Below are 26035 nucleotides of genomic sequence, written 5' to 3'. Positions count from 1 at the left end.
TGGAACCTCCTCACGGCAGAACGGAGTCTGCCTGCTACCTTTAACTCTCTAGTGCGGCTGCACCGCTTACAATCTCAGAAATTTCTGTTGTAATCTGTGTTTGACGTGCTCTGTTGCGCTGGAGAATCAACTCGTCGATGAGTTCTTTCGCCTTTTGTGTGGCGTTTTCCATCGCTGCCATCCTTGCGGCTTGCTCCGCCGCGTTGGAATCCAGAAGCACTTTCCACATTTGCATATTCAAGTGTTTCCCAAGTAACATTTCAAAGAGTTCGATCTGCCCTGGCTCATAGACATAATCTAAGAAATGTGTATCACCTTCAGGTATCTCAGGTACTAACGGAAGGAGTTGCTCAACAAGCACGGTCTGGAGAATAGCAGACTTGAAATTGTTGTAGATAACCTCAACTTTGTCAATTTTTTTATCAGTATAAAGATGTTCAAACTCGTGGACAACGTCAATGGCTGTTTGGAATTCAAGTTGGCGGAAAATATTAATGTATGAATCAGTAATGTCGTAGCCGCGGCGGGTAAAATGCTCTTGCCCTCGTCTCCCGATGCAGATAAGCGTTACATTCGCGCCGCTTTCTTGATAGTGTTCTATACGTTGTGTGGTTGTCCGAATAACGTTGCTGTTGAAACTTCCGCACAACCCTCGGTCGGCGGAGACAGAGATGATGCAGGCATGCTTTATCTCACGCGTTTCAAGAAGTGGATGTGTCAACGCCTGTTCTCCCATATCTATCTGTGAGATAAGATGCCCGAGGATAGTGTTCAGTTTTTCAGCGTAAGGTCGCGTTGCAACGATATTTTCTTGTGCACGGCGGAGGCGCGCTGCAGCGACAACGCGCATTGCATCGGTCACCTGCTCAATATTTTGAATGCTGGCGATACGCCGCCGAATCTCTCGTAGGGTTGCCATGACTATTCACCTTCTACCGGTGCTTCTTCTGTGTCTGCATCCTGTCCTTGTACTTGCGGTGGGGTATCACTCCAATTTTCCTTGAATGCTTTTACGGCAGCATGCAGGGTTTCAAGCAATTCATCACTCAACTGACCGGTTTCTGCGATTTCTGAGAGGAGTTCTGCATGATTCCTATCAAGGTATTGCAAGAACTCGGATTCAAACCGAGCCACTTCCGTTTCCGCTACATCATCTAAGTAACCGTTGGTGCCACAGAAGATAGAGGTAACCTCGCGTTCCACAGGCATCGGTTGATATTGGGGTTGTTTCAATAATTCAACAAGCCGTGTGCCACGTAGGAGCAAAGATTGTGTTAACGCATCTAAATCCGATCCAAATTGCGCAAAGGCAGCAACTTCTCGGAAACTCGCGAGATCGAGTTTAAGGGTCCCCGCAACCTCGGTTGCTTTCATGGCTGGAACCTGTGCATCCTTATCGACCCGGGAAACGGAGGTGCCGACATCGATAGCAGGTCTCACACCTTGGTTAAACAGGTCTGTTGTGAGGTATATTTGCCCATCGGTGATAGAGATAACATTCGTGGGAATATAGGTTGTTAAATCTCCTTCAAAGATTTCAATAATCGGTAGAGCCGTGAGGGAACCGCCACCCAGTTCGTCGCTCAGTTTTGCGGCGCGTTCTAAGAGGCGTGAATGGAGGTAAAAGACATCACCCGGATAGGCTTCTCTGCCCGGAGGCCTTCTTGAAAGCAGGGACATCTGACGATAAGCCCAGGCGTGTTTCGTCAGGTCATCGTAGATAATGAGGGCATGTTTGCCGTTGTCTCTGAAGTATTCACCCATTGAAGTGCCTGAGTAAGGCGCAAGGTACTGAAGCGGGGATGGATCACTTGCAGGTGCAGAGACGATAGTCGTATACTCCATCGCGTTATGCTCGCGAAGGGTATTGGCAACTTGTGCCAGCGTAGATCCTTTTTGACCGATAGCGACATAAATGCAGTAAACATCCGTGTTCCTCTGACTCAGAATAGCATCTATAGCGATCGCGGTTTTACCGGTTCGCCGGTCACCAATAATCAGTTCCCGTTGACCTCTCCCTATTGGTGTCAAACTGTCAATGGCTTTTAAACCTGTGTAAAGCGGTTCGCTAACCGGTTGCCGTTGGACAATGCCCAAACCTTTCTGTTCAACCGGCAGTCGATGTTCTGTCTCAATATCGCCCAAACCATCGATAGGTTGACCGAGTGCATCGACGATCCGCCCAAGGAGTGCCTCACCAACCGGGACTTCGGCGAGTCGTCCTGTCCGTTTGGCGGTGTCGCCTTCGTGTATGAGTTGGTCTTCGCCGAACAGGACGCAACCGACGTTATCTTCTTCAAGGTTAAAAGCGATACCGTAAATATCGTTAGGGAATTCAATCATTTCACTTGCCATAGCATTGGCAAGTCCATGCACCCGCGCGATACCATCGCCTACCTCCAGCACAGTGCCGGAATCATAGACATCCACGTCCTGTTCAAACTGTTGTAGTTGTTGTTTAAGGATATTTGATATTTCGTCTGGTCGGACTTCTCTTGCCATATTTCGGTCCTCTGTGAGGAGTAGTTATCGGTTATCAGTTAATTTTTTGTGGCATTCAGATATGTTGTGGATTCCACAAGAAAACTGACAACCACAAGGGGTTAACTGACCACTGAAAAGTTGCGTAGCAACCGAACTGACAACTAATAACTATTACCCTTTTGCGAGTTGTTGTCGTAAGCGTTGGAGTTGTGTTGCGACACTTGCATCAAAAACTGTATCATCTAATTGCACAATGAATCCGCCTTGGATTTGTGCATCGGTTGTAGTTTCCAATCGCACCTGTTTTCCCGAGTACGCGCTGAGTTGCTCTGTAAGGCGTTCCGCTTGCTCCGACGTTAGCGGCACGGCTGTCGTCACTTGTGCAACGAGTCTACCCGCAGCTTCGTCAACGATCACTGAAAAGACATCCATTATTGCAGTCAGGTAACGTTCACGCTGCTTTAATGTGAGTAGCCGGAAAAAATTAATCGTCAGCGGATGCATCGCGTCTGTGAAAAGCTGCTGAAATGTCTCGCTTTTAAATTGTGGAGACAAAACAGGACTGTGGATTAATTGCGTGAGTTCCTCGGACGCTTCAATCAATTCTCGCAGCCTCTCTACATCACGGACAATATCAGCCAACGCGTTTTGTTCCACCGCTGCATCGTATAGGGCACGGGCGTAAGGTTTCGCAACCCGAATGTCTCTCATAGTTTGTTCTTTTATGTCTTTCTGAACATCACTCCACTACGTTTTGTGATGGTTTTTGGTCAATTTCACCGAGGGTTAAACCTCGTAGTGGTCTCACTGCGAAGCAATGTCTGTAAGGCGCAAGCAGTATTTCAACGATCAAAAAGCCAGGCAGTTGCACTTAACCGAAAACCAGGGTCCCTGACCGTTACGGGGAAGGGGTTTGCTTGGGCGTTTCTTCGATGAAACAAAGTGAAGAATGACCAGATTCAGTTGTTTAAAGATCCGTTGGCAACCTGCTAATGGATGCCTCAATAATCTGCTGATGTCTCTCTGCGTTGAGTTCTTCGCTTATGATTTTGCTGGCAGCGTCAATCGCGAGTTCAGCAACAACACCGCGGAGTTCGGAGATGGCTTCATCTTTCTCACGCTGAATTTCTGCTCTGGCTCTGGCGACTTCATCCTCAGCCTCTTGTCGTGCCTGTGTGAGAATGTCTTGACGCTCGACGTTTCCCTGTTCAATAGCTGCTTGAATCTTGGTTTGTGCTTCGGTTTCAATATCGGCGAGGCGTTGGCGCGTCTCTGCGGTGAGCCTGTCCAACTCTTCGCGATCGGTCCGCAATTGTTCTATTTGCGTGGTGATTTCAGATCTGCGTTCCTCTAAAAGCCCACCTACCTTGCCGAAGACAAACTTCCAAAGTACGGCGAGCACAATCAGAAAACCGATGACTTGGATGATAATCGTCTTGGGGTCGATCCCAAGTCCTGATAGTAAGTCTCCTTCGCCGGCAGGTGCCTCGGCACCAAATGCGCTTGTGACGCACGCCCACATAAAAATGAAGCAAAATCCATATATCTTTTCTCGCATAAATTTCCTATGTTTTACTGTAAAGGGCTCCAGCAAGTTGGGACAGTCTGCGGGGTGCCCCAACGTTGTGGAGGTTTGAAGTTATTGATTTTGCTACTGATGTTACTAATTCCCATTCCCACCCATCTGTTCCGCTGAAGCGCGGATCAAATCTAATAGCATAGTTTTGTCTGGGAGGTTGTTGAGCTGCAAAATAAAGAACATCAACAAAGCGTAGATAACGAGTGATTCGATGAGAGCCAAACCGATAATCATTGCGGTTTGGATACGCGGCGCGGCATCGGGTTGACGCGCGATTCCCTCAAGAGCGGTGCTTGTAGCACTCCCTTGTGCCCTTGAGGCGAAGATGACGGCGATTGGCAAACCTAATGTTACACCAAATGCCAACACTGCTAAATAAGTCATGAAAGTTCTCCTATTGTTATTTTTTTAAGAAGTCGCAACTTGGAGGTCGCGCTTACATGTATTTAGAGACTCGGAGGGTTAGCGTAAATGCCAGACCTTCTTCCGATTGAGTGGGATTAATGATGTGCTTCATGTGCCTCATCATGTTCAATAAACATCACTATATAGATGGATGTTAAGATAGTGAAAACGAACGCTTGCAGAAAGCCAGCAAACAGCCCAAAGAACAGCATCGGGACTTGAACTGGTACGAACGGAATAGCATCAAGAATCAGTATGCCCACTCCGAGTTTTGTCAATTCAATAACAACCGATTTTTCGCCAAAAATGTTTCCGAAAAGCCGGATGGCGAGCGAACCCGCGCGTGAGAGTTGCGCGATCACCTCAAGTGGGAACATCAAGACACCTAACCACGGTGGATTGCCTGCAAGATGCTTGAGATAGCCGACGACTCCATTCTCTTTAATAGCGATAATTTGAACGCCTAACACAGCTGTTATACCGAGGGCAAGCGTTGTATTCAAATCTGCTGTTGGCGGTTGAAGACCCGGAATGACCCCGAGATAGTTTAGGAAGAGAATGAAGATGAAGTAGGAGCCAACGAATGGCACATACTTTTTGCCGTGGTCACCCAAAATACCGCCAAAGAAGTCCGTAATACTGCCGACAAACACCTCTAACAGGGTTTGTCCTTTCCCTTCAGGGACCCGCTTCAACTTCCGGGTGGCGAAAATAAAAAATAGCACTAAGACGAGAACAGCAAAGTATGTGTTGGGGATTAGATCGGGCTGATGCCACCGAGCCGGTTCCGGGATTATTTCATCCGGTAAAAGCTGTGAAATCGGAGAGAGCAAACTACGGTGACCATTCTCGGCTGCGAAACTTCCAACTACTATTGCCAAACTGAGTCCCACAACCAAGCAGATAAACGATATTTTTTTCATCTTGTGTTTTAGTGTTTCTTAAATGAATGTGCGAATAATACGAACATTTCCCAACTTGAGTTCAACGTGCAAGTTTCGTCTCAAGACTGATTAGGATCCTTGTTTGAAAGGATAGTCATCATCAAGCCGATCGCTTTGATAATGATGGCACCTTGTACTAAAGCGATCCCCCCGGCGAAGGCATAGACATTCATCCACTCTAACTTATTAAATAGAAAATAGAGACACACGCCGAGGACTGCGTATTTGCCGAGGGTAATGACTCCGAATAAGTATTTTGTTTTTTGAGTTTTCCCGGGCCGGATAAGTCGCCGAACCATGAATTCGATAGACCAGAATAGCATGAGTCCGATAGCACTTCCAATCAGAAAACTTGGGAGTGCGGGGCGTTTGAATCCTAACAATACTACGGCAACAACGATGGTGAGGCAGATTGTTAAGACATAAACGTGGCGGATGAATCGGTCGCCAAATTCCAAAACGGGACCCATCGTAAGGGACTCCTTTGTCAAAATAACGGCGAATTATAGATGCCGAAATCTCCAGATCCCTGATACTTTCAGACGTTATTCTTTTTCGGTGTTCTGTACTTGGTGTGAATCGCCACGACGCTGTTTTTCTATACTTTCAAGCCGTCGGTTCCAGCGTGCTACCGAACGAAACATTTCCATGAATCCGGCGGCAACTCCCATTCCGAAACCGATGTATGCTCCAACTGCTGTGTTGCCTAATTTTCCACCGATCCACTTACCCCCGAAATAACCGATACAGATCGCAAGGGCAAGCGTTATCCCGATAGAAGCGAGGTCAAACATCCCAACATTTTCATTTTTGAGCTGATTTAGCCGATGTTTGAACATGACGGTTACTTCCATAACGTGAAAATGATTTTGGGAACATATTTCCTCGTTAGCAACGGTATATATTATATCACAAGATTATGGAGAATGCAAAAAAAAGGAATATTTTCTAAATTAGGGGCTTGCGGAGCAAATTTCAATTGAGTTGGAAGATTGGAAGTATAGAAGTTGGCAGGTGGCAGATACAGCGTTTCTTCCAGTCTTCCTGTTTTCCAACCTTCCTGAAAACCTAAAATTTGTTTCTTAATACTGCTGAGATTATTTAGTTTGAATCAAAACTGCCCAGTGATCTTCGGTTGGTGCAGATAATGTGATACTATCGTTGAAGGAAATCTCCTCTTCTTGTGTCCACTGACTTTTAGTGATATTTAGCCATCTGACTGTTAGTTTTTTGGTATCTGTACTGAGGTTGATATTGACCGAACCACCATTTGGAAAGTAGACAGCATATTCTTGTCCGAGATTTGCGAAAGCATACGCTTCGTTATCTGCTCTATTGGAAAGTAGTTCATTGTGGGGTTCGCACGTAAAAATGTCCATTTCGTCTGTGATGGTTCGCATGCTTTTAATATGTGCTTGTGCGGTTTCGTTCAAACCAACGCCGCTGTCCGGACGGTGGAACCGTGCTGATGCAAATCCACCAAATATATTTCGCCAAAATCGTTCCAATCCATCTTGCGTACTGCCGAATCGTCCGCCATCAGCACCGTAAATCTTAATATTATTGATGGGACGGATCGGCGAAAGTTGTGTCCGAATTTTCTGGGCGTTATCCCAATGCCGCTGCCGTTTCTGGTGGTTATTTTGTGATATATCGCAGAAGGAATAGGTTTCAGGATGGTCAAACGTCGCTTTATGCTTCTCATCGGATAGATCCCACGGGTCCCACATCTCCGTTGTTTCAACAACGCGTCCAGACTCTGCTGCTTTCTGCTGAATATAGGTTGCCCAGTATTCACCCCATGCAGCTGTGACGGCGGTTTCGTTGTCCATACAGTAGAGTATATGGCCATACGGAAGCGTTTCGGAAAGGAGTTTATCCACAAATTTTTGCTGATATTTCAAGACGATCTGTTGGTTATGCTCTTTCGGTACAGACCAGAAAAAATTGTTGCCCGTTGCAAGGGGATGGCTGTTAACAGCAGTCGGTAACTCTGTCTCTTCTGCGGTGTAATTGCTGTTATTTTTTGGGTTGAAAGGATTCGCAGCCCACGGTTCGCGGTAATAGTTGAAGGTTGCCCACACCTCAATCTGGACGATAATATCCATCTCGTGCGTCCACGTTATGAAGTTCTGAAAACGGTTCCAAAATTCGTCGTTCCACTGATTTAAGTCGTATTGATTGCCGACTTTTTTAAAGGGTGGCACATCGCCTTCATCGACCCAACTCATTGTGGAGCGTACATAGTTGCCACCGACCGACTTCAGCAATTCAAGGTGTTCTTTAAGATTTGGTATCTGAAATAGATTGTCTTCGACGGAACCGCCGATGAGCAGAATTGGCTTGCCTTTATACTGCCAGTAACGCGGGTTTTCTTTATAAATCTGGATTCTGTTTTTTTCCATTTCTGTATCCTTTTCGACTTTAGTTTCTTGTGCTGCTGCGTAGAGGGAAACACATAAAAGTAGAACCAACGTAAGTTTGTATGGTCCCCACAGATTTCGCATAAAAAATTCTCCTGAATGCTTAGGTATAACAGTTGTTAAAAGGACTCAAAGGTTTTAGAAGCAGGTGTCCTCGTTAAGCAACCGGATGCATTATACCATAAGATTCAGGAGAATACAATTGAACCGTTTATACGCAACATACATATCGGAGAAAATCTAAAATGCCCGAATCACCTTAGCAACTAAACGCTGTTTGAATTCCTGGGCATTTGGATCGCCGAGGATGATGAAAAAATCGGTGCCAGCGTAACCTGAGCGGCGCAGCGCGAAGTAGGTATTAATGCCTTCTGCTTGCCAGATCAAACGACTGCCGAGGCTTAACGCAGGACTGAAGTCATACGTGAGCGTTAAAATCTGTTGGTAACGACGCTTGAAATGCCACTGGACTTGGGAGGTCAAGCCAGCGGTGAAGCCGTAAGCACGCAGATTCAGATTTCCACTAATGCTATAAAACTGCTCACCTGCCTGTTCACCCCAGTCATAGCTGACACTGAAGTTGTTAAAGCGATCCGTGGCACGAACTCCTAAACTGATGCTGAACAATGAGTCTGAGAATTCTTTAAATTGACCACCGTTCCAGAAAGCAGAAACTGAATAGTCACTGTGTGTCAAGAGTTGTGCACCAAGCCTGATGTCACGACTGAAAACCTCACCTTGGTATGTGTTAGAAGCGTCAGTATGGGTAAAGAGAGTGAGACGGCGGACAATCCCTTCGCGCCACTCGTTTTTGAACATAGTAGTGAGGTTGACACCGCGGTAGCCTTTGAACGGATGGTAACCGAGATTGTTCACAAAATCTGGATCTGTAAAGAAAACTCTTGAAACCGCTTCAATGAGGTGACTTTTGTAAACCAAACCAACAGTTCCTGTTCTTCCATCTGATTCATCCGCCCAACTTTGCGTGAGATCACTGAATACTGCAAATCTTCCGCGTCGCGCACTACCTGATACAGAGCCGACGTTGTTCGCCGGATTACCTTGTTTGTGGTGTGATAAGAACACAGCACTGACTTGAGATGTCGCAGTAAGGGATTGGGAGGCACTAAGGATAAAGTTTTGGTTGTTTTTATGGTACGTACCTAAGGTGCCAACTGAGGTATTTTTCCCCAGTTTCCCAAAGAGTTTAAGCCCGCTGTCCATATCCTCTATCCGCCGCGAATAGAAAAGCTGCCCAACGTTGTAGACATTACCACCTTCGGAGAAGAAGGGACGGCGGTCGGGTACGTAGCGTTCACCGTAGGAGAAATCTATACCTTCTACGGCTTGTTCAATGTTGTCAAAATCGGGATTGGCTGTGCCGATGAGCCGTAACTGCGGTGTAACCTCATAACGGAGGTCCGCCCCCGCGCGGGCAGTATACGCCTTGTTTGTTGTTTCCTTGTCGCTGTATCCACCAACGAGATACGGCAGCAGTTTCAACTCGCGCTGCCGAGGCGGCGGCAGAACATCAACCCATTGGCCATCGTTCTCTCTAAATTCATTAACGCCTAAATTACACCACCACGATTTTTCTCCTGTCCGCTGCTGCCCCCTATCAATGTTGATGCCCATCCGGACAGGTTCTGTTGTATTAGGGTAATCCAGCATCTGCCACGGGATTTCCATCTCTACAATCCAACCGTCGTCTACAATCTGTGCGGCAGCCTTCCATAACCCGATCCATTCGCTTTTTTCGGCGCGTCCGGTGGCGAGATGCGCGAATTTCGTGCCGAGCGCGTTCGCCATAAAGAAGTTTCTATCGGAAAATTGGTGCGTGTGGAACGGATCAAGGCTGAAGGACATCCAGTCTTCACCTTGAAATCGGGTTTGGTCTTTGGTTTGGCGTGCCACAATTTTATCGGGCATATCGTCATAGAGATAAACGCCGAGGTAGATGGCTTTGTCTGTATAAACGAGCCGAGCGATGGATTGGTTCTTCGCCGGTTTTTCGGTGCGTTCGTCTGTAAACCCAGTGGCTTGTGGTGCGTCTTGCCAGCAGGTATCGTCGAGAACGCCATCAATGGTGGGGGGGTGATCTGTTTTTACTGCGGTTAGGTCTTTTTTTACTGTTGGGTCATTTGAAACAGCCGTTAATTGAGAGCCTATAGTGAGTGTCAAGACTATGATCATTAACAAATTTGTTTTCATGTGTTTATCAATTGTTCCTTTTTGTATTGTTGTGGAATTTCTATTCAATTTGTTTTCTCCTATTTCTGTGGATTTACCTATGTAGAGTCCCTTAAGATTGAAAGGGATAGTGGAAAAACTTAATGAGGTCTGCTAAGTAAATAGCAAGACAAACCTTGATTGAATCAGGGCACGAAAACCTGACAAGAGGCTTGTGATAGGTACTACAAATGGGGTGGAGAAAAGTTGCACTTTTTTGCTTATGTTTATAAGGAAAAGGCGAGGTTCCAAACCTCGCCAGCGAAGGGGTGGTATTTTGTGTTTTTCAGAGTGTCTACGTATTTTGGGGCTTTACTATATTCAACTTCGTACAGCTGGTGCTACAATGGTGGCAACTTAGGTTAGAATATCATCTTCTGGGAAATGCTCATCAAACCAAGAAAGCACGCGCTGCCAATAGTCAAATATATTTGGGTAACGCCATGATGTAGCTTGTGAATGTCCTTCGCCCTCATATCGCGCTAAAACGGCTTTTTTCCCAAGTCTACGCAAACCCGAAAACATTTCCCCTGACTGTGGGACAGCAGGAACATCTAAAGCACCAACAACCAACAACAGCGGTGTTTCCACCTTATCAAGGAAAAAGATCGGTGAGTTTTCAATATATCGGTCCCGGAATTCCCAAAGCGATCCTCCCATTTTGGCTTGTCCACTTTCTGTCCAATGAATCCACATGCTATCTCCGTCTTCTGTCAAATGTCCGTAGGAACTAATTAAATTCCCACATCCGGCACTACTGACAGCTGCGGCAAACCGCGGTGTTTGTGTAATTAGGGCGTTGACGCAGTAACCTCCATAACTATGTCCCATTATTCCTAAACGGTTGGGATCGGCAATTCCGATGTCAATTAGCGTATCTATACCAGAGAGCACCATCTCTGCCAATTCTTGGACAGGCGCGTTGGTTTCCATCGGTGTATCAGGAAGGAAGACAGCGTAACCTTGATTCGTCAGCAGAAAATTGCCTCCATGGTGATCTGTGCCGAAATCGTTAAATTGATATGAGAGAAATTTACCGCCATAGACCTGCGTAATTAACGGATAACGTTTACCCTCTACGTAATCTGGTGGGAGTAACAAGGCACCTCTGAGATTCTTGCCAGAGGGTGTCTGCCAAGTGACGATCTGTGAAGTGCCAAGCGGATCTGTTTCAATGTTTGGATTCAGTTGAGTGAGTTGCCGTGGATTTTGAAAGTTGGCATCCGCTACCCACACATCGGGCGGATGACGGACATCCTCAATACTGTAGAAAATGTTTCCCGTTTGCGGTGCAACATCCATGTTTCTACCCATAGGATTGTAATTACGCTTTTCTTCAACCAACTGTGTGATTTCGCGCGTTTTCAGGTTGACGCGATGAAAACCGGACTGAGCACTTTTAAAGTGTACTGTATGAATGTATATCACTTCAGCGTTGTCCGGTGCCCAGGCGGTGTCTGCTTGGGCACAACGAACAATCCGGACAACGTGACGGTCAAATCCATCTGTGAGTTTCTCAATAGTTTTATCGGCGACAGAGATTCGCCAGAGATCGCCTCGCGCAACCCAGAATAGGTGTTTGCTATCTGAACTCCATAAAGGCGATAAAGGGGGATGCGACCCATTTGTCAGTTCAATGTCGGTGTCTTGAGTGAGATTCAGTTGGCTACCGTCAGTTGTCGAAATAAGGAAAAGTTCATCTTTTGCCTCTTTGTTTTCTGTCATGTACGCAATGTAGCGTCCATCTGGCGACCAAGTGAACGAAAGTCCCCAACTAAATTTAAGCGAGTCAGCAAGTAATTTCGGGGGTCCACCATTCAGAGGCGAAAGATAGAGGTCGTAAAATAGTTGCGAGTTACTTTCTATTCCTTGAAAACTCATAAACGCCGCGGCACTTCCATCTGGGGCGACGCGAATACCGGATGGATAGAATCCGTGCGCTAACGTTTGGACTTCCCCTGTGGCAACCGTTATTATGCCAATGTCTGCGCGATACCGCGCATCAAACCATGCAGTTCGTCGCGGTCGGAATGCATTTTCCGATTGTCCAGCAATCGGACTCTCAAAGACTGTCACTGATGTCTTTTCTTCGTCTGGCGGTGGTTCTTCGCCTATCTCTGTTTCTGCATGCAGCCTAACGATGATACGCGTTCCATCAGGTGTCCAGAGCGGTGAGGGTGTGAACGCCAAAAAAGGTCGAATCATGACATCACTTGCGAGTTGTGGTTCATCTTCGCCGACTTCCCATATCCACAGTTGGGCTGTTTCGTGCTTATCCGAATAAAAAGCCAATGTTTTCCCATCTGGTGACCAAGCAGGGCAGTAACTTGTTCCCCAGTTCGGTGTGAGGTTCCGAGATTCGCCACTTTGAACATTGACAAGCCAAATTTCACTGCCTTCCTGTAAGTCAAGTAAGCCTGTTGGAATATAACCATCGATTCCAGTTCCTACGCGTTTTCTGGAATAACTTTGGACAGCAACAGCAAGTTGTGTCCCATCTGGTGAAACGGCAATTGGATCAAATAGCGTGAGTAGTTCGATTGATAGGATGTCTTCAATACTTCTTAACATTTCAGTATGCATTATTTCGCCTTTCCTTTTCTTATGTCGAATTCACGTTTATAGTAAAATCCAAAAATATGTTTACAGTTCGTCAGGGAACAACAGCCCACTGTCGCTGGCGAGGATTGTATCCTCGCCCTTGTGTTGGTGTATAAGTAATTACGGATTTTACAATAAAAAGGGGTGAAAAAGTGTTTTCTGGTGCTACCTGAGAGCGTTAGGTAGCTCAGGACAGGGTGCTGGCATGAAATTCCGAGATGCTTCTTTCAACGTTGCGGCACAGCATTTCATCACTGAGATGGAATGCCTCACGTATTGTGATTGATAGTTTCTGCTTCTTCTCTATTGAATCAAGTAATTGTTGGTTCCATACCACCACAACGGAATCAGCATTTCTCTGAAGTTCTTGTAAGCCTTGTTCTGCTTTTTTACTGCGAAGTTGACCTTCAAAATTGAACGGCTGTGCCACAACGCCTACGGCTAAAGCACCCTGTTCTCGAGCGAGGGAAGCAATCAGCGGCGAAGCACCCGCGCCTGTTCCCCCCGCCATACCGGCTATAATAAAAACGATATCCGCATCTGCTACGAGGCTGTGGAGTTTTTCCCTGTCTTCCTCAGCTGCCCTTCTACCTATTTCTGGGTTCGCGCCACAACCCAGCCCTTGGGTGGTGTTAGCACCGATCTGCACCGGTGTTGCTTCATGGTGCTTGTCGAGTGTTTCCTTGTCTGTATTCACAGCATAAAATTCGATGTCCGTCAAACCGGCTTCAATCATTCGTTTGACGGCGTTGCCGCCCGCGCTACCGACCCCAATAACCTTGATTCTGGGTTGGATGTGTTTGGATTTTTCCTGTTTAGATGACATGGTTCTCCCTCTTTCAAGTTCGACATCAAACTCCTTGCGGAGAAGTTCGCGTGTCTGTCTTAATTTCGTCTTGATTGTGCCTATCGCTAATCCGAGTTCAGCATGGATCTCGTTGACGCTCCACAATTCCAGATAGTATAGGACCGCAACGCGGCGTACTTTATCTGGCAGGTGATGCACTGCTTCTCTCACAGCATCGTGGAGTTCTGTTTCCCAGAAACGCGCAACCGCGTCCCGATCGATCTGATCGGTTAAGTCAGCGTAACTATACGGCATCTCGTCTGTTGAATGAGGCAGTGAAGCGTAATACCGCTTGCAAGCGTTGTAAGCGATGCGATGCAGCCATCCACCGAAACTTTCAACACTCCGCAGTCCACTGATATTTTCCCAGACGGATTTCCAGACATCCATGAGAATTTCTTCGGCATCGCGGCGTTGTCTCGAATTTGCGATAATCACTTTCCAGATGCGTGGACTATAACGCGACATCAGTTCTGTAAATGCTGACTCATTCCCCATTTGTACAAGTTGGATGAGCTCTTCATCTTTCAGAGTGGTGTGGATTGATATATCTGATCGCATAGATAGTCCTCAATTAGATTTTAACTTAAAGAGTGGGCTTTTTCGGGGGGCGGTTTAAAAAAGTAAAATTACCTGATTTTTCGCTGTACCTTATACCTCTGAACGTAGGAAGACGAGGAAGGCACCTGAAAGAAATATACCGAGTAGTAAAATGAGCAACAGTATATCCATTATAGCCGAATTGAGTGTATCTTGAAAAGTTAACTTATCCTCAAACATCGGGATAGCCTCTGGTGAGACAGGCTTTTCTGACATGCCTTTCGGGATGCCGATGAAGTGAAGGCTTTCTGGATCTGCTCTATCCATTTCAACGGTAAAGTCTCGGAACTGACGGATATGAAGATGACAATTTTCTAAGAATTGCAAATGGCGATTAAAGCCTGTACCTGCCATGGATTCAAGGGCGTATTGGACAACCGCTGCAGGGGAGCATCGAGTTATTCGTCTTGCGTGGAGGACTTGCGCGCTTTGTGCAGCGAGATGCTGGCGGCTCAGCCGCTCCCGTGTTTCCATGTCTTTGCTAACGAACTCGCGCTGGATCTCTAATTCTGAAGTGTCTACCTCTGCAACTTCTTCCTGAGAGGTGCCTGCTGATTGACGGCGTTCTTTTAAAGTTTCCTTTTTATTGAGGAAATCGCTTAAAATTTGGTCGAAGGCGGTCCCTTTTGCCATCCGAAATTGATGGTGCGTTTGGACAGAGGGCATCCATTTTGTTGAGAGAGTGCCGAGGGTTGAGGGCATAAACACTACGGCGGTCACCCAAATTAGCAATAGGACAACGAGACTTAACCTGCTTTCTCGTGTCATCGCGGAGACGATAAGTCCAACTGCAATGAAGATGCCAGCATAGCAAGAAGCAATCAGGACGATGAGCCCTACACGTCCCCAGTCTGTCCCACTGAGCTGCGTCCAATTCTCGGTGGAAATGATGGCGAGATTGAACAACACAGCGAAATAGAAAGGGATGAGGACTGCGGTCAGCGAGCCAAGGAATTTACCCACTAACAAAGCAGGACGCGAGATGGGATTTGCGAGACATAGCCGTAGCGTCCCTCGTTCTCGTTCCCCTGAGAGTGCATCAAAGGTAAAGAGGAGCGGAATGAAGGAGAGCAGATAGGTGATGATAAAGACCCAATCAATCACCACGGCGGTCGGGCGGTGATTGCTGATCGCCTCCATATTCAGACGTGGAACGCCCATTGCCCAAATGCTGGCGGACCCGTAGAGTCTCCAGGAACCGGCACTCATGGTTTTGCTTGGCAAAAACGCGTCCCCTCCATCGGCAATGAAGGTGAGCGATGAAGGTCGTTTGTATAGTTTACCCGGACCCTTTTGTAGCAGCGCATATAACTGTGTGCGGGATTTCAACTCGGTGTGGGATGCACTAACGTTCTCAGAATATTTCCGAATGCGTTCAGGATGTGTCTGAAGATGCACAACGGCGTTGGTGACCATTAACGCTACGAGGATAAGCGTGGTTAAGGCGAAGCGGAGACTCGTGAGATGATCCAAAAGTTCACGTGTAACAATATGCCAAATCATTTTATTAGTTCTCGGTTCTCAGTTTTCAGTTTTCAGTTAAGAAGTCATCCGTTAATTTTCAGTTATCAGTCATCGGTTATCCGTTAAAAGAGGGTTTTGACTTAATCAAAACATCTCTTAACTGACGACTGACAACTGATAACTGTCCTATACTTCAATTTTGATGAAGACCAGAAATGTTATCATGAATAGGACGAGGTTGATGAAGACCAGCAAAAGTAATTCCGGTAGGGCGCGCTGTGCGTTGATGCTGACATCTGCATGCTCAAAACGAAAGTCAGGCAGAATCGACCAGTCTACGGTGCCTTGATTTGTTGAAAACCACTGCAGACTCGCGAAGACATCTCTCTCATGAAAAGCGTCAATGAGGGTACGCCGGTATATCTGTGCGGCTCGGATATAGTCGGTCATGCTGTCTAAATCGGTACCTGCCCACGCGGCGGTTGCGAACGTGTACAGACTCACCGGACTAAGTTTCATGAGTCGTTCATCCCAGTGTGCTTGCTGGAGGGATGTCTGTGCCATCAGTTGCTTCCCAACTAAGTACACCTTTTCGGCATTCTGGATTTGCAGTGTCGCGGCAAATTCATAATAACGGCGCAAGTGTGTTACCAAGGGATCCGCAGTATTTTTCAATTCGATTTCGATGTGAACCCGAGGAAAATCTCCGAGATACCACGCCCCGCCTTTATAGAAGTCGGTACCTGTAAATGTATCGAAAAATATTGGAGGGTCTCCCTTAAGTGGACTGTTCACCAAGAACCGCTTCTGTTCTCGATCTGCCTCTTCCCGAATCTGTGCTATCTGCTGGTTAGCGGATAACTTCTCTGCACGCATGTCGTCCACCGGGTTCAGGGCAAACCGGCTCCAGTTTGGATAGACAAGCACCAAAACGACCCACAGGAACATACAGAGCATCAAGGACGTGGCAGCCCGGCGGGTTGTTGTGGAAATGAGCAGACCGATCAGGTAGAAAACCGATAGGTAAACAATAGTTGTCAAAACAATACCGCCAATTCGTAGAAAATCCTCTGTGCTGAATTGCAGGGAACGCGCGAAGGAACACTGAATCAGGGCGAGCAGCAGACTCATTAGCACAGGGAGCAGCAGACAGACCATCGCCGCAATATATTTGGCAAGCAGGACGTGCCCGCGCCCGACAGGGTGTGAGAGCACCAAGCGCAAGGTGCCGGTTTCCCAATCGCCTGCAATGGCATCATAAGCGAAAAGCAGGGCAATCAGGCTCAACACAACTTGAAAGATAAAGACGAGATCTATCTGTGAAAAAAGGAGCAGATATGGGTTATTTATACCGAGGAGTGCTCCGGGGCTTGAGAGGGACGACACTCTATCAAACTTCCACTGAGATTCCTCGTCTGGTCTGACCTCGGCTATGGGATTTGATAGGGCTGGCACGCTGTTAAATGCTATGTCAATATCGCTGCCGAAACGCGTCTCTAAGCCGGCACTAAAGAGACTCAGGGGATTGGGAGGACGCTGAACCTTCAACTTTAAAACCGAATAGGCAGGTGTTGCTGCGACTGTCTCGCGGTTCACTGCTTCTTTCTGGCTATAGTCGGCGAGACGCTCTTCGTGTGCCCCGATCAAGACAAACGTATTGGCGACAACCAGTAAGAGTGTAATGATGACCGCAGCAAAAAAACGTGCGCTCATCAGATGGGTCAAAAGTTCTTGGCGTATCAGGGTTAGGAACATCATTTATAGTAAAGCTTATAATTATTTCGACATTATGAGGACGAGGTTACAAACCTCGCCAGCGAAGGTGAGGGCTTTTCACCGAATAACTGTCTACATATTTTCAGATTTTACTGATATGGTAGGCAATATCTATGCCAATAGTAATTGCTTGAAATAGTGGAAATTTCCACTGAACGTCTGCCAAATTGGCATAATCTTAAAAGGGATGAGATTTTATACGTCAATTTGACCCATCGCGCACACCGTACTTTCGTTTAAGATGTCCCCATGTTGTCGGCAATTTTGCATCCGGTTCAACTGCTAAAATCTCTTGGATGCCGCATGGGTGCGAGTTTACTATTTTTACCGCCGTATTCGCCGGAGTTGAACCCTATTGAGAAGGACTTCGCTAATATTAAGCGAAAGTATCAATACAACCCTGAAGCAACTATTGAACAAATCATAAAACTGTATAACTAATTATGGGATTTACTATAAGTTAAAAATTCATTGGGGATCTGTGAGCTGGGATAGTCCTTGGTTTCATCTCGATTTAAAACGGGTTCGGGGATTTCGTGGCTCCAATAGTCTGGAATGGTGTTTGGGCGGACAATCCATACGAGAAGCATTGTGCGTCGTTTGTCCGTATCGTTTTTTCGGACGGAATGTAGAAGGCGTGCATCTCGCATCACCAATGAACCTGCTTTGACACAAACATCCACCTGACCCGGATGGTCATTGAACATCACAGAATATTTTTCCTTAGATTCTGATCCTGGTTTTAGGACATTACCGAGTTTGCTTGCATGGAGAAGTTTGTCGTGTAAATCAATGCGCTTGCGATGTGTCCGCGGAATAACCTTTAAACAGCCGTTTTCTGGTGTTGTATCGGTGAGATAATATTTCATAAAGATATGTTGGGGCCAAGGCGCGCAACTAATTGGATCGTTCCAATAGTACCAATCTTGATGCCAATAGAGTGGCGGTGCGCCTAGATCTTTCGTCAGAATCGTGATACCTACGGGGACTGTGAAATCGCCAAACCCCATTTCTTCTAATGCATTGAGCGTAGGGTGCCATTCTAATAGTTTCTGAACGAGCGTATTGTCTTTGCTTGTAACTTGTAGATGATGCCCATGGTATCTGGTGTGTTCTGGTGGCACATAATTAGCGAGAAGTTGTTCTGATTCGTCTTGAAGTGCCAGCAGAAATTCGTCTGTGAGAATGTTGTTGATGACACAGAAACCATCGCGAATCATTTGCTCTCGTTTTTGTAAAGCGATTTCAGGGGTCATTAAAGTTCTCCACATAGTGTTTAATTGTGGGAAGGCGAGGATACTAGCGGAAATCCGCAAAAACACCCGCGCCAGCGGCGATGGAGGTTTGAGGCGAGGATACAATCCTCGCCAGCGGTAGTGAGGGATTCCTTGATGCTTAGGATTCTAAGTTCATCTGGCAGATGAGACAGATATGTCCTTCCGCCCCAACCGGTTTAACAGTGACAGGTTGCAACCCACTCGAGAACTCTAGTGCGAGAGACTCCGTTTCAATGTGCAAGAGTATCTCTATGAGCAGCTGAGCATTCAGACCGATACGGATGCTCCCAGTGCTGGACTCGACCGCTAATGTCTCATATATTTCATCTGTCTCAGAGGTCTTCGCCGAGATCCGAATCTGCTGTTCATCTATTTCTAAACAGATCCGAGAGTGTTCCGGATTTGCGCGCGACAAAATTTTATCCATTGCATGCACAATAGACGCTTTCGGCACAACTGTCCGCACTTTAGGAGACACCGGAATGAGTTTCTCATACGGCGGATATTCAGCGTCTACCAATCGCGTCGTCACCGTAGCGCGCTCATCCGCAAAGAGAATCTGGTTCTCAATGCGTGAGATTTTTATCTCTGGGGCGTTAGCAAAGGTTCGTTCAATCTCTTTGACGGCTTTGAGTGGGACGATGAATCCATCGCTTTCTTGGGATAATTTAAGGGGTTCACAATGTGCGACGGCAAGTTGTATACCATCGGCTGCAACGATCTCGGTTCTGTCCTCAAGCAGGTTAAAATAGAGTCCGTTTAGGCATGCTTGTCTGGCTTTCTTTGCAGGCGCAGCAAATTCAGTTTTATGAAGAACAGACCGCAGGGTTTTTCCATCAATAGCGAATGCTGCCTCGTCAATGGAAGGGAGTTGTGGGAATTCTTCATCGGCGAGTTTGACCGTTTTGTGAATGCCATTTCCAGAAGTGATTTCAATCCGATTGTTTGTCGTAGTTGTCAAGTCTATCGGTTTTTCAGTGGGCCATCCTTTAACAATATCCGCCAATTTTTCGGCGGGGATAAGGATTGTACCCGCTTCTTTGACTGTCCCGTCAACTTTCATTCTGATGCCGATTTCCATGTCCGTCGCCATACATTCAATCGTGCTTCCCTCGGCGTGGATGAGAATAGGCGGCGTATTCTGCTCACTCGCGACACCCTGCAGCACTTGTAGAGAGGACAAAAGGTTATCTCTTTCAAAGGTTAATTTCATTCTGAAATCTCCGTTCAAATGTTTTTGGGAGTGATGTTCCGCTTCAATTGTGATATCTAACGCTTCTTGAATCATGAATTCATACTTCTTTAGTTGTTGCCGGGCGCGGCGGAGACGACTCCTAATCGTGTTTTCTGGTACACCTAAGAAGTTAACGATTTCTGCATAAGTCATGCCTTCAAGGTAATGAAGCGTGATGACTGTTCGGTTGTTTTCCTTCAACTTCGCAAGCAGCTTTTCGACCAGGTCGCGTCGCGCTTCAGCAAAAATTTCGGCGTGCTCTGTTGCGACAAATCTGGAATATGCTTCTGTCTCTATTCCTGAGAGGTCGGCTTCTTCCAGAGGTTCGGTTTGTCGCTGGTTTTTTCGGAGCCACGCAATACAGAGCCGATCTGCAATCACATAAAGCCATCTTGGAAACCGTGTCGGGTCTTCCAAGGTTTCCAATTTCTGATAGGCTTGCAGAAAGGTCTCCTGCGTAATATCTTCAGCGATATGGAAATCCCGAATTTTCCGCCATGCAAGCGTGTGGACCTGTTTCTGGTACTTTCTCACCAGACTTGCAAAGGCGGTCTCATCACCCGCAAGAATGCGTTGGATCAACACAACATCGTCGTTTTTCATCAAATATCTCCAGAAAGACTGTTTTCATCAAAGGAGCTGATGCGATTTCCATGTTTCGGTTACAAATCGCAAAGAAGCACTTTATCAATTCACTTCACTATAGTGACGCGAACTACGAAAAAAAAGTGTGCATAATTCTGCAAAAGAAGCGAAAAAACACCTTTGAAAGGTTTGAAAGGAAGCCGATAATACCTCTCGTTTTCTACCTATACATATTTTAACCGAATTCCATTTTTAACTCAACCCAGATTTCACGCTGTTTTGTGTGTTCTTTCTGGGTTGATTGTATTTTGCCATGTACTTGTGGATAGAGGTTCTCAATTAGATTTGAACCTAAAGAAACGTGAGTTTGATAAATACTTAGGACAGACGCATTTCCTCTTAAAGTCCCCCTGATAAGGGGGATTTAGGGGGTTAACTCCGTAAAAATCGAGACTTTTTTGTTGAATGTGCTTTGGTCTTGACTTCTCGGACTTTTTTCAAACTGGCGTTAAAGAAGGGCTTTTTCAGGGAAGGGTAAAAAAGTATGCGGGCACCCACAAGGGGTGCCCCTACAAGAGATCTATTATTTTTAGATTTCACCATAAATATCTTTGTCGTTCTAAATTCTAATCTTTGCGCAGAGCTTCAATGGGAGAAAGGGACGATGCCTTTAGCGCGGGATACAGACCAAAGGAGATGCCGATTATCGCTGAAACCGATACAGAAATCAATATCCATTGTGGGGAGACAACTGCGGGCCATTCGGGAACAATTTTGACGATTTTGACAGCGAGCAGTGCCATCCCTTCACCGGCGAGAATGCCCAACCCAACGCCGATTGCACCGCCGACACCACATAGGATCACTGACTCTATTAGAAATTGCAGTAGAATATCCAACCGTTTCGCACCGAGTGCCTTCCGAAGCCCAATTTCACGAGTGCGTTCGGTAACAGCGACTAACATCATGTTCATAATCCCGATGCCGCCGACGAGGAGCGAGAATCCGGCGATGCTGCCTAAGGTAATTTTTATGATTTTACTGATTTTATCTAATTGTGCCATACCGGCTTGCATCTCAAAGATCTCGATGAAATCGTCTTGATTTCTATGCCGTTTCCGGATGACGGTTTTTACCTCTTCAACTGCCTGTGGCACATCGTCAACGGTATGTGCATAGACCGTGATACGCGGAATCTGGTCATTGCCTGTGAAGCGTTCCTGAATGGTTGATACAGGAATGAAGACAAGATTATCGAAACTAACACCGAACCGGAGACTTGTACCTCTCGGCACGAATGTGCCAATAACCGTGAAGCGTTCCGTGGATCGTCTCCCCTCTTTTTGTCCCCAACGGTTGTGATATTCGCTGTCTCGTGCGATTTTAATTTCCTGCCCCAACGGTGATCTATCACCGAACAGGGCGGTTGCAACCTCATCCCCAAGCACACAGACTTTTGATGCGTTTCTGACCTCTTCATCTGAAATAAAACGTCCGTCTTTAACGTTCCAGTCCATTGCGGTGTTATAGTTGGCATCTACGCCGTTCCAGCCTGCACGGGTTTCAGAGCCACCTGAAGCTTGGATGAGCACACCACCCCAGTTCCAGATTTGTGGCGTGGCAGCGCGAACAGTTGGACATTCTGCCTCCATTGCCAACACATCTTCGTATTTCAGGTACTCGCTGCTACGATTACGGACCCACCGGTTGTTTACGCGTTTGTACCACATACGGTACACGAAGAACTGATTTGCACCACCTAATTTCTGTGCATCTTGCCGGACAATTTCCTTGGCACCATCACCAATCGCTATCATTGCTAATACCGAAGCGACACCGATGATAATACCAAGCATGGTTAATAATGAACGCATTTTGTTACTACGAATCGCAGAGATTCCGACAGATACCGCCTCGACTATACGCATTTCATCCTCCAAACTATAGTGAAATCTTTGTATACTGATTTTCGATTAGATTTGTTGTTGTTGTGTATTAAAGGGATATAGTTTCAATATCAGAAACATAAGTCTGATGAAAAAAAGAAGCACTCTATCAATTCACTATAAGTGACGCGAACTATTCAAAAAAAGTAGGCATAATTCTGAAAAAGAAGGGTGTTCTTTCTTCTCAACTATTATAGATACAATTTTAGCGCGAAAAGATTGCATGAATCTTAAATTGGTAGAAGTCTTACGCCGAAGACACGTTTTAGCTTAGGGAAGCTTGCCTTTCGTGGAGAGGGTTTTTTGGGAATCCCACACGCGCATTCGCTGGGCTGCCATTCTCTATAAAACGAGAAGCCTATTTTTAGAACCAACAATTGTATTGAATTTCTGTGTCTAAGCATACCATGACGCTTGTGCGTTCCACATTTCGGCGTATAACCCGTTCATAGCAAGTAACTCTTCATGTGTGCCGTCTTCAACGAGTTGTCCTTCATCTAAAACAAGGATTCTGTCGCAGAGGCGGGCGACCCCAAGCCGATGTGAGATGACAAGGGTGGTACGCGATTCGTCTTTGGTGAGCAGTTCTCGGATCATTTCAACTTCAGCGACTGGGTCGATGGCGGCAGTGGGTTCATCAAACACAACAAATTGGCTCTGTCGGAAAAGTCCACGCGCAACGGCGAGGCGCAGCCATTCTCCACCAGACACATCACGTCCGCCGAATTCATGTCCGAGCCAAGTATCGAGTTCTTGTGAGAAAGTGGAGCCTGCTCTGTCGAGTGTGTGCCGCATACGGTTGTCGTCTTGCATGCGATTCAGGTCAGCGAAGCCAATGTTGTCTCTGACGGGCAGTAGGAACTTTGTGAAGTCTTGAAAGACAGCACTTGCTGTAGGTTTTTCGGAAGTCATACCGTTCTGTGCCCTCTGTGAAAATGTGAGTGTCCCACTATCTGGCGCGTACAGACCGAGTAATATGTTTGCGAGTGTTGTCTTTCCTGCGCCATTTTTTCCAACGAGCGCGACGGTTTCACCGGGTGTGATTTTTGCGGTAATCTCTTTGAGGGTTTGCGTCACTGCGCGCGGGTATTGGAACGAGAGATCGTTCATGGCAACTGTCATCTCTCTCGCTTCTGCGGCGAGTAGGGGCATCCCTTGTGGTTGCCCCTGACCCTCCTGAGGTTTCTCCATCGTATCAGAAACGCTTTCCTCTTTCGTAGATTGCGTTGTGAACAGTGTCGCCAGGTCACGTAAGATGCCGCTCTGTTCGGCGAGATTTCCCATAGAGTGTGCCATATATGAGAGAAATCCTTGTAAGCCAGCGGCGGCGGCAATTAAGCCAGTGAAGATACCGGCAATTTTTTCAGGATCTCCACTATGTGCAGTTCGGGCTGCGATGAAAACGATCACGCAATATCCGAGGATAGAACTGAGGTTGGCAAGTGCGTTCCAAGCGGTTTTCCTTTTCAGGGATCCTATTTCCACCGTAGCGAGCGTATGATATGCGTTTTCCCATTTTGAAAGCAGCCACTGTTGGAGTGTAAAGAGACGCACCTCTGGGCTGCTGACCCGTTGGTAGAGTCGAGCTGCCCATGCTGTCTGTGTTCGGTTAGGACGTGCTGCTGCGCGGTCTCGTTCGAGTTCAAGCCTTGCAATGGGCTTCCTTGTGAAGAGAATGATGGCGGAACTGACGAGCAAAGCGATCATACACCATATATTACGACTTAGAATGAGGACCGCGCCCAACAGTCCGCACACGCCTGCAACACTATGGATATTTGCCAGAACACTCTGAAACCAACTGACAACGCGATCACTGAAACCTTGGGTTGCCCGGCTAAGATTATCGTGAAAGTCAGCATCCAAAAAATGGAGGAGCGGTGTTTGTCCAGCTTGACGCAGAAGATCTTCCTGGAAATGTAGCACAGCTTTATTGGAGAACCACATCTGTGTTACACCGTTGAAAACATCGGTTAGTATCTCCAAGATCATTAGCAGGAGATAAACCCCCATCCATAAAAAGAGTCCTTCAGCGTTTATTAACGCGTTTGTGAATCCGGCGATGATAATCGGCGAAAAACCGCGATGTCCCGCGTTTATCAAACGGAGCAGAAGGATGACAAGGAGCGGAAATGGTGCAATCCGTATAAATCGCCAGATTAAGCGAAGAACAGCGCGTCGCGGTAATGTATTTGTGTTTTTCATTATTGATACCACTCACTTTGGGCTGCGAACATTTCAGCGTATTTTCCATTTCGCTGTAGGAGTTCAGTGGGATTTCCGATTTCTGCAATGTATCCATTATCCAAAACAACAACGCGATCGGCAAGCCGTGTGGGTCCGAGTCGATGGGCGATGAGCAGTGCAGTTTTACCCTCTACTAATTCAACGAACTGTTGAAAAATTTCCAACTCAGCGAGCGGATCCAGGGCTGCCGTGGGTTCGTCAAAAATGACAAATTCGCCTCCTTCTTTAAGCAGACTTCGGGCGATAGCGACGCGTTGCCATTCGCCACCGGAGAAATCTACACCCCCGAATTCGGGACCTAAAAACGAATTTAGCGGGAACTTTTCTACTGGCAATCCGACTTGGGTTAAGACCGCCTCAACATGCGCATCGGCGGCAGGTAAGGGCGAGGTGACCTCGCCCCTACTATCCAAAACCAAATTTTCTTGTAGGGTGGTCGGATAGCGTGCTGGATGCTGAAACACTGCGGTGCAAGCACGTCGGAGGTCTTCGGATGGGATTGTGGCGGTATCTATACCGTCTATTGTGACGTGTCCTGTCGTTGGAGAACGTAAGCCTGCTAAGATGTGCGCTAAAGTCGTTTTTCCTGCGCCGTTTTCACCGACTATAGCGAGAATTTCACCCGGATGAATATCAATGTTAATATCGGAGAGCGCGTCTGTGTTTGCACCCGGGTAACGATACGCGACATCATGCAAACGGATACCTTCACGTATCGGGTGAGGATAGGGTGTACGCTTTGTAGGGGAATCTTCATCTTGGTCTTTTTCTAACAGATGGCGGAGGTCTTCTCCGTAACCAGCGTGTTGGACAAAACCGATGACGAGATACTGCATAGAGTTCATACCTGCAGTAATATTTCGGAGTGCTGTTAGCACCAAAGCGGCGAGTCCGGCTTCGACCCTTCCTTGTGAAAGCGATGTAACAAGTAATGCCCCAGCGATGATAGCTACGAAAATAAACACTTGGAAAATACCTTGGGAGGCATTTTGAAAGTCGATATGCAAGCGTTCCCGAAGATATTGGGCGAGGATCGTCCGCCAACGGTGGAGAAGGGTTTCGCCGATTGCCCATAAACGGATTTCGGGGGCACTACGTCGTTCTGTTAGAAGTTGGGCGTAGTAATCCGCGAGTCGTTTGTTGCGTGTATTTTCTACCTCAAAGTGGCGTACGCGCGCCCCCATCCGAATTTCAAAGACTCGCAGCAATATCGCGCCACTGATGATGATGGCGGGGATCCAAATTGAAATCAGGCCTAAAACAACGGTACTGGTGAGTAGGACTGGGATAAATTCAATAAGGCTCAGACCATTCTGCATCAATTGGACAACGCTCGAATCCCCTCTGGCAAGGACGCGATTGATGAGGTCATGCGATTCTTCGTCGTCAAACGC

At 46.8% G+C, this 26035-nt stretch carries 20 protein-coding genes; 1 reads left to right on the top strand and 19 read right to left on the bottom strand.

What is annotated here, in order from left to right:
- Positions 1-40 precede the first annotated feature (40 nt).
- The 14 genes from atpG to OXH39_04675 form a co-directional block, all read right to left on the bottom strand.
- Positions 41-919, bottom strand: a complete 879-nt coding sequence (gene atpG, locus OXH39_04740) for an ATP synthase F1 subunit gamma (protein ID MCY3549745.1) — start codon at positions 917-919, stop codon at positions 41-43.
- A gap of 2 nt (positions 920-921) precedes the next feature.
- On the bottom strand, positions 922-2502 hold the full coding sequence (gene atpA, locus OXH39_04735) for a F0F1 ATP synthase subunit alpha (GenBank protein ID MCY3549744.1): 1581 nt from the start codon (positions 2500-2502) through the stop codon (positions 922-924).
- 153 nt (positions 2503-2655) lie between these two features.
- Complete coding sequence (gene atpH / locus OXH39_04730; GenBank protein ID MCY3549743.1) at positions 2656-3195, bottom strand: ATP synthase F1 subunit delta; 540 nt, start codon at positions 3193-3195, stop codon at positions 2656-2658.
- A 256-nt stretch (positions 3196-3451) separates the two neighbouring features.
- The gene (atpF, locus tag OXH39_04725) at positions 3452-4042 is read right to left on the bottom strand and encodes a F0F1 ATP synthase subunit B (protein MCY3549742.1); all 591 of its coding nucleotides are present in this window, start codon (positions 4040-4042) and stop codon (positions 3452-3454) included.
- Between the two features lie 105 nt (positions 4043-4147).
- Positions 4148-4447, bottom strand: coding sequence for an ATP synthase F0 subunit C (gene atpE / locus OXH39_04720; protein ID MCY3549741.1), 300 nt, complete (start codon positions 4445-4447; stop codon positions 4148-4150).
- 116 nt (positions 4448-4563) lie between these two features.
- Complete coding sequence (gene atpB / locus OXH39_04715) at positions 4564-5391, bottom strand: F0F1 ATP synthase subunit A (GenBank protein MCY3549740.1); 828 nt, start codon at positions 5389-5391, stop codon at positions 4564-4566.
- Positions 5392-5471: 80 nt separating this feature from the next.
- A complete protein-coding gene (locus OXH39_04710; GenBank protein MCY3549739.1) occupies positions 5472-5882 on the bottom strand; it encodes an ATP synthase subunit I in 411 nt (136 codons plus the stop codon).
- A 75-nt stretch (positions 5883-5957) separates the two neighbouring features.
- Entirely contained in the window at positions 5958-6251 is a 294-nt protein-coding gene (locus tag OXH39_04705) for an AtpZ/AtpI family protein (GenBank protein MCY3549738.1), read from the bottom strand.
- A 258-nt stretch (positions 6252-6509) separates the two neighbouring features.
- The gene (locus OXH39_04700) at positions 6510-7919 is read right to left on the bottom strand and encodes a hypothetical protein (GenBank protein MCY3549737.1); all 1410 of its coding nucleotides are present in this window, start codon (positions 7917-7919) and stop codon (positions 6510-6512) included.
- A 156-nt stretch (positions 7920-8075) separates the two neighbouring features.
- Entirely contained in the window at positions 8076-10046 is a 1971-nt protein-coding gene (locus tag OXH39_04695; GenBank protein MCY3549736.1) for a DUF5916 domain-containing protein, read from the bottom strand.
- 375 nt (positions 10047-10421) lie between these two features.
- Positions 10422-12647: a prolyl oligopeptidase family serine peptidase gene (locus OXH39_04690; GenBank protein MCY3549735.1), complete on the bottom strand. Its 2226-nt coding sequence runs from the start codon at positions 12645-12647 to the stop codon at positions 10422-10424.
- 205 nt (positions 12648-12852) lie between these two features.
- Positions 12853-14073 (bottom strand): sigma-70 family RNA polymerase sigma factor, encoded by a 1221-nt coding sequence (locus OXH39_04685; protein MCY3549734.1) that lies wholly within the window; start codon positions 14071-14073, stop codon positions 12853-12855.
- A gap of 90 nt (positions 14074-14163) precedes the next feature.
- Positions 14164-15615, bottom strand: coding sequence for an ABC transporter permease subunit (locus tag OXH39_04680; GenBank protein MCY3549733.1), 1452 nt, complete (start codon positions 15613-15615; stop codon positions 14164-14166).
- A gap of 147 nt (positions 15616-15762) precedes the next feature.
- Positions 15763-17331, bottom strand: a complete 1569-nt coding sequence (locus tag OXH39_04675) for an ABC transporter permease subunit (GenBank protein MCY3549732.1) — start codon at positions 17329-17331, stop codon at positions 15763-15765.
- 324 nt (positions 17332-17655) lie between these two features.
- On the opposite strand from OXH39_04675, the gene OXH39_04670 reads away from it, so the two are divergent.
- Entirely contained in the window at positions 17656-17793 is a 138-nt protein-coding gene (locus OXH39_04670) for a transposase (protein ID MCY3549731.1), read from the top strand.
- Here OXH39_04670 and OXH39_04665 read toward each other — a convergent pair.
- The 5 genes from OXH39_04665 to OXH39_04645 all read right to left on the bottom strand — a co-directional run.
- Positions 17790-18608, bottom strand: a complete 819-nt coding sequence (locus tag OXH39_04665; protein MCY3549730.1) for a phytanoyl-CoA dioxygenase family protein — start codon at positions 18606-18608, stop codon at positions 17790-17792. The two genes, OXH39_04670 and OXH39_04665, sit on opposite strands and share 4 nt — an antisense overlap.
- 139 nt (positions 18609-18747) lie before the next feature.
- The gene (dnaN, locus tag OXH39_04660) at positions 18748-20466 is read right to left on the bottom strand and encodes a DNA polymerase III subunit beta (GenBank protein ID MCY3549729.1); all 1719 of its coding nucleotides are present in this window, start codon (positions 20464-20466) and stop codon (positions 18748-18750) included.
- Between the two features lie 608 nt (positions 20467-21074).
- Complete coding sequence (locus OXH39_04655; protein ID MCY3549728.1) at positions 21075-22376, bottom strand: ABC transporter permease; 1302 nt, start codon at positions 22374-22376, stop codon at positions 21075-21077.
- A 414-nt stretch (positions 22377-22790) separates the two neighbouring features.
- Positions 22791-24599, bottom strand: coding sequence for an ABC transporter ATP-binding protein (locus OXH39_04650; protein MCY3549727.1), 1809 nt, complete (start codon positions 24597-24599; stop codon positions 22791-22793).
- On the bottom strand, positions 24599-26035 hold a 1437-nt coding region (locus OXH39_04645; protein ID MCY3549726.1), incomplete at its 5' end, for an ABC transporter ATP-binding protein. The genes OXH39_04650 and OXH39_04645, both read right to left, overlap by 1 nt.

It is taken from the genome of Candidatus Poribacteria bacterium, from assembly GCA_026702755.1.
Lineage (GTDB): Bacteria > Poribacteria > WGA-4E > WGA-4E > WGA-3G > WGA-3G.
This window is presented reverse-complemented; position numbering and strand designations above follow the sequence as displayed.

Coding starts and splice junctions, on each gene's coding strand:
- OXH39_04685 (MCY3549734.1), bottom strand. CDS start 14,073: ATGCGATCAGATATATCAATCCACACCACTCTGAAAGATGAAGAGCTC.
- OXH39_04690 (MCY3549735.1), bottom strand. CDS start 12,647: ATGCATACTGAAATGTTAAGAAGTATTGAAGACATCCTATCAATCGAA.
- OXH39_04680 (MCY3549733.1), bottom strand. CDS start 15,615: ATGATTTGGCATATTGTTACACGTGAACTTTTGGATCATCTCACGAGT.
- OXH39_04650 (MCY3549727.1), bottom strand. CDS start 24,599: ATGAAAAACACAAATACATTACCGCGACGCGCTGTTCTTCGCTTAATC.
- dnaN (MCY3549729.1), bottom strand. CDS start 20,466: ATGAAAAACGACGATGTTGTGTTGATCCAACGCATTCTTGCGGGTGAT.
- OXH39_04665 (MCY3549730.1), bottom strand. CDS start 18,608: ATGACCCCTGAAATCGCTTTACAAAAACGAGAGCAAATGATTCGCGAT.
- OXH39_04705 (MCY3549738.1), bottom strand. CDS start 6,251: ATGTTCAAACATCGGCTAAATCAGCTCAAAAATGAAAATGTTGGGATG.
- OXH39_04710 (MCY3549739.1), bottom strand. CDS start 5,882: ATGGGTCCCGTTTTGGAATTTGGCGACCGATTCATCCGCCACGTTTAT.
- atpB (MCY3549740.1), bottom strand. CDS start 5,391: ATGAAAAAAATATCGTTTATCTGCTTGGTTGTGGGACTCAGTTTGGCA.
- OXH39_04670 (MCY3549731.1), top strand. CDS start 17,656: ATGGGTGCGAGTTTACTATTTTTACCGCCGTATTCGCCGGAGTTGAAC.
- atpF (MCY3549742.1), bottom strand. CDS start 4,042: ATGCGAGAAAAGATATATGGATTTTGCTTCATTTTTATGTGGGCGTGC.
- atpE (MCY3549741.1), bottom strand. CDS start 4,447: ATGACTTATTTAGCAGTGTTGGCATTTGGTGTAACATTAGGTTTGCCA.
- atpH (MCY3549743.1), bottom strand. CDS start 3,195: ATGAGAGACATTCGGGTTGCGAAACCTTACGCCCGTGCCCTATACGAT.
- OXH39_04700 (MCY3549737.1), bottom strand. CDS start 7,919: ATGCGAAATCTGTGGGGACCATACAAACTTACGTTGGTTCTACTTTTA.
- atpG (MCY3549745.1), bottom strand. CDS start 919: ATGGCAACCCTACGAGAGATTCGGCGGCGTATCGCCAGCATTCAAAAT.
- atpA (MCY3549744.1), bottom strand. CDS start 2,502: ATGGCAAGAGAAGTCCGACCAGACGAAATATCAAATATCCTTAAACAA.
- OXH39_04655 (MCY3549728.1), bottom strand. CDS start 22,376: ATGCGTATAGTCGAGGCGGTATCTGTCGGAATCTCTGCGATTCGTAGT.
- OXH39_04695 (MCY3549736.1), bottom strand. CDS start 10,046: ATGAAAACAAATTTGTTAATGATCATAGTCTTGACACTCACTATAGGC.
- OXH39_04675 (MCY3549732.1), bottom strand. CDS start 17,331: ATGTTCCTAACCCTGATACGCCAAGAACTTTTGACCCATCTGATGAGC.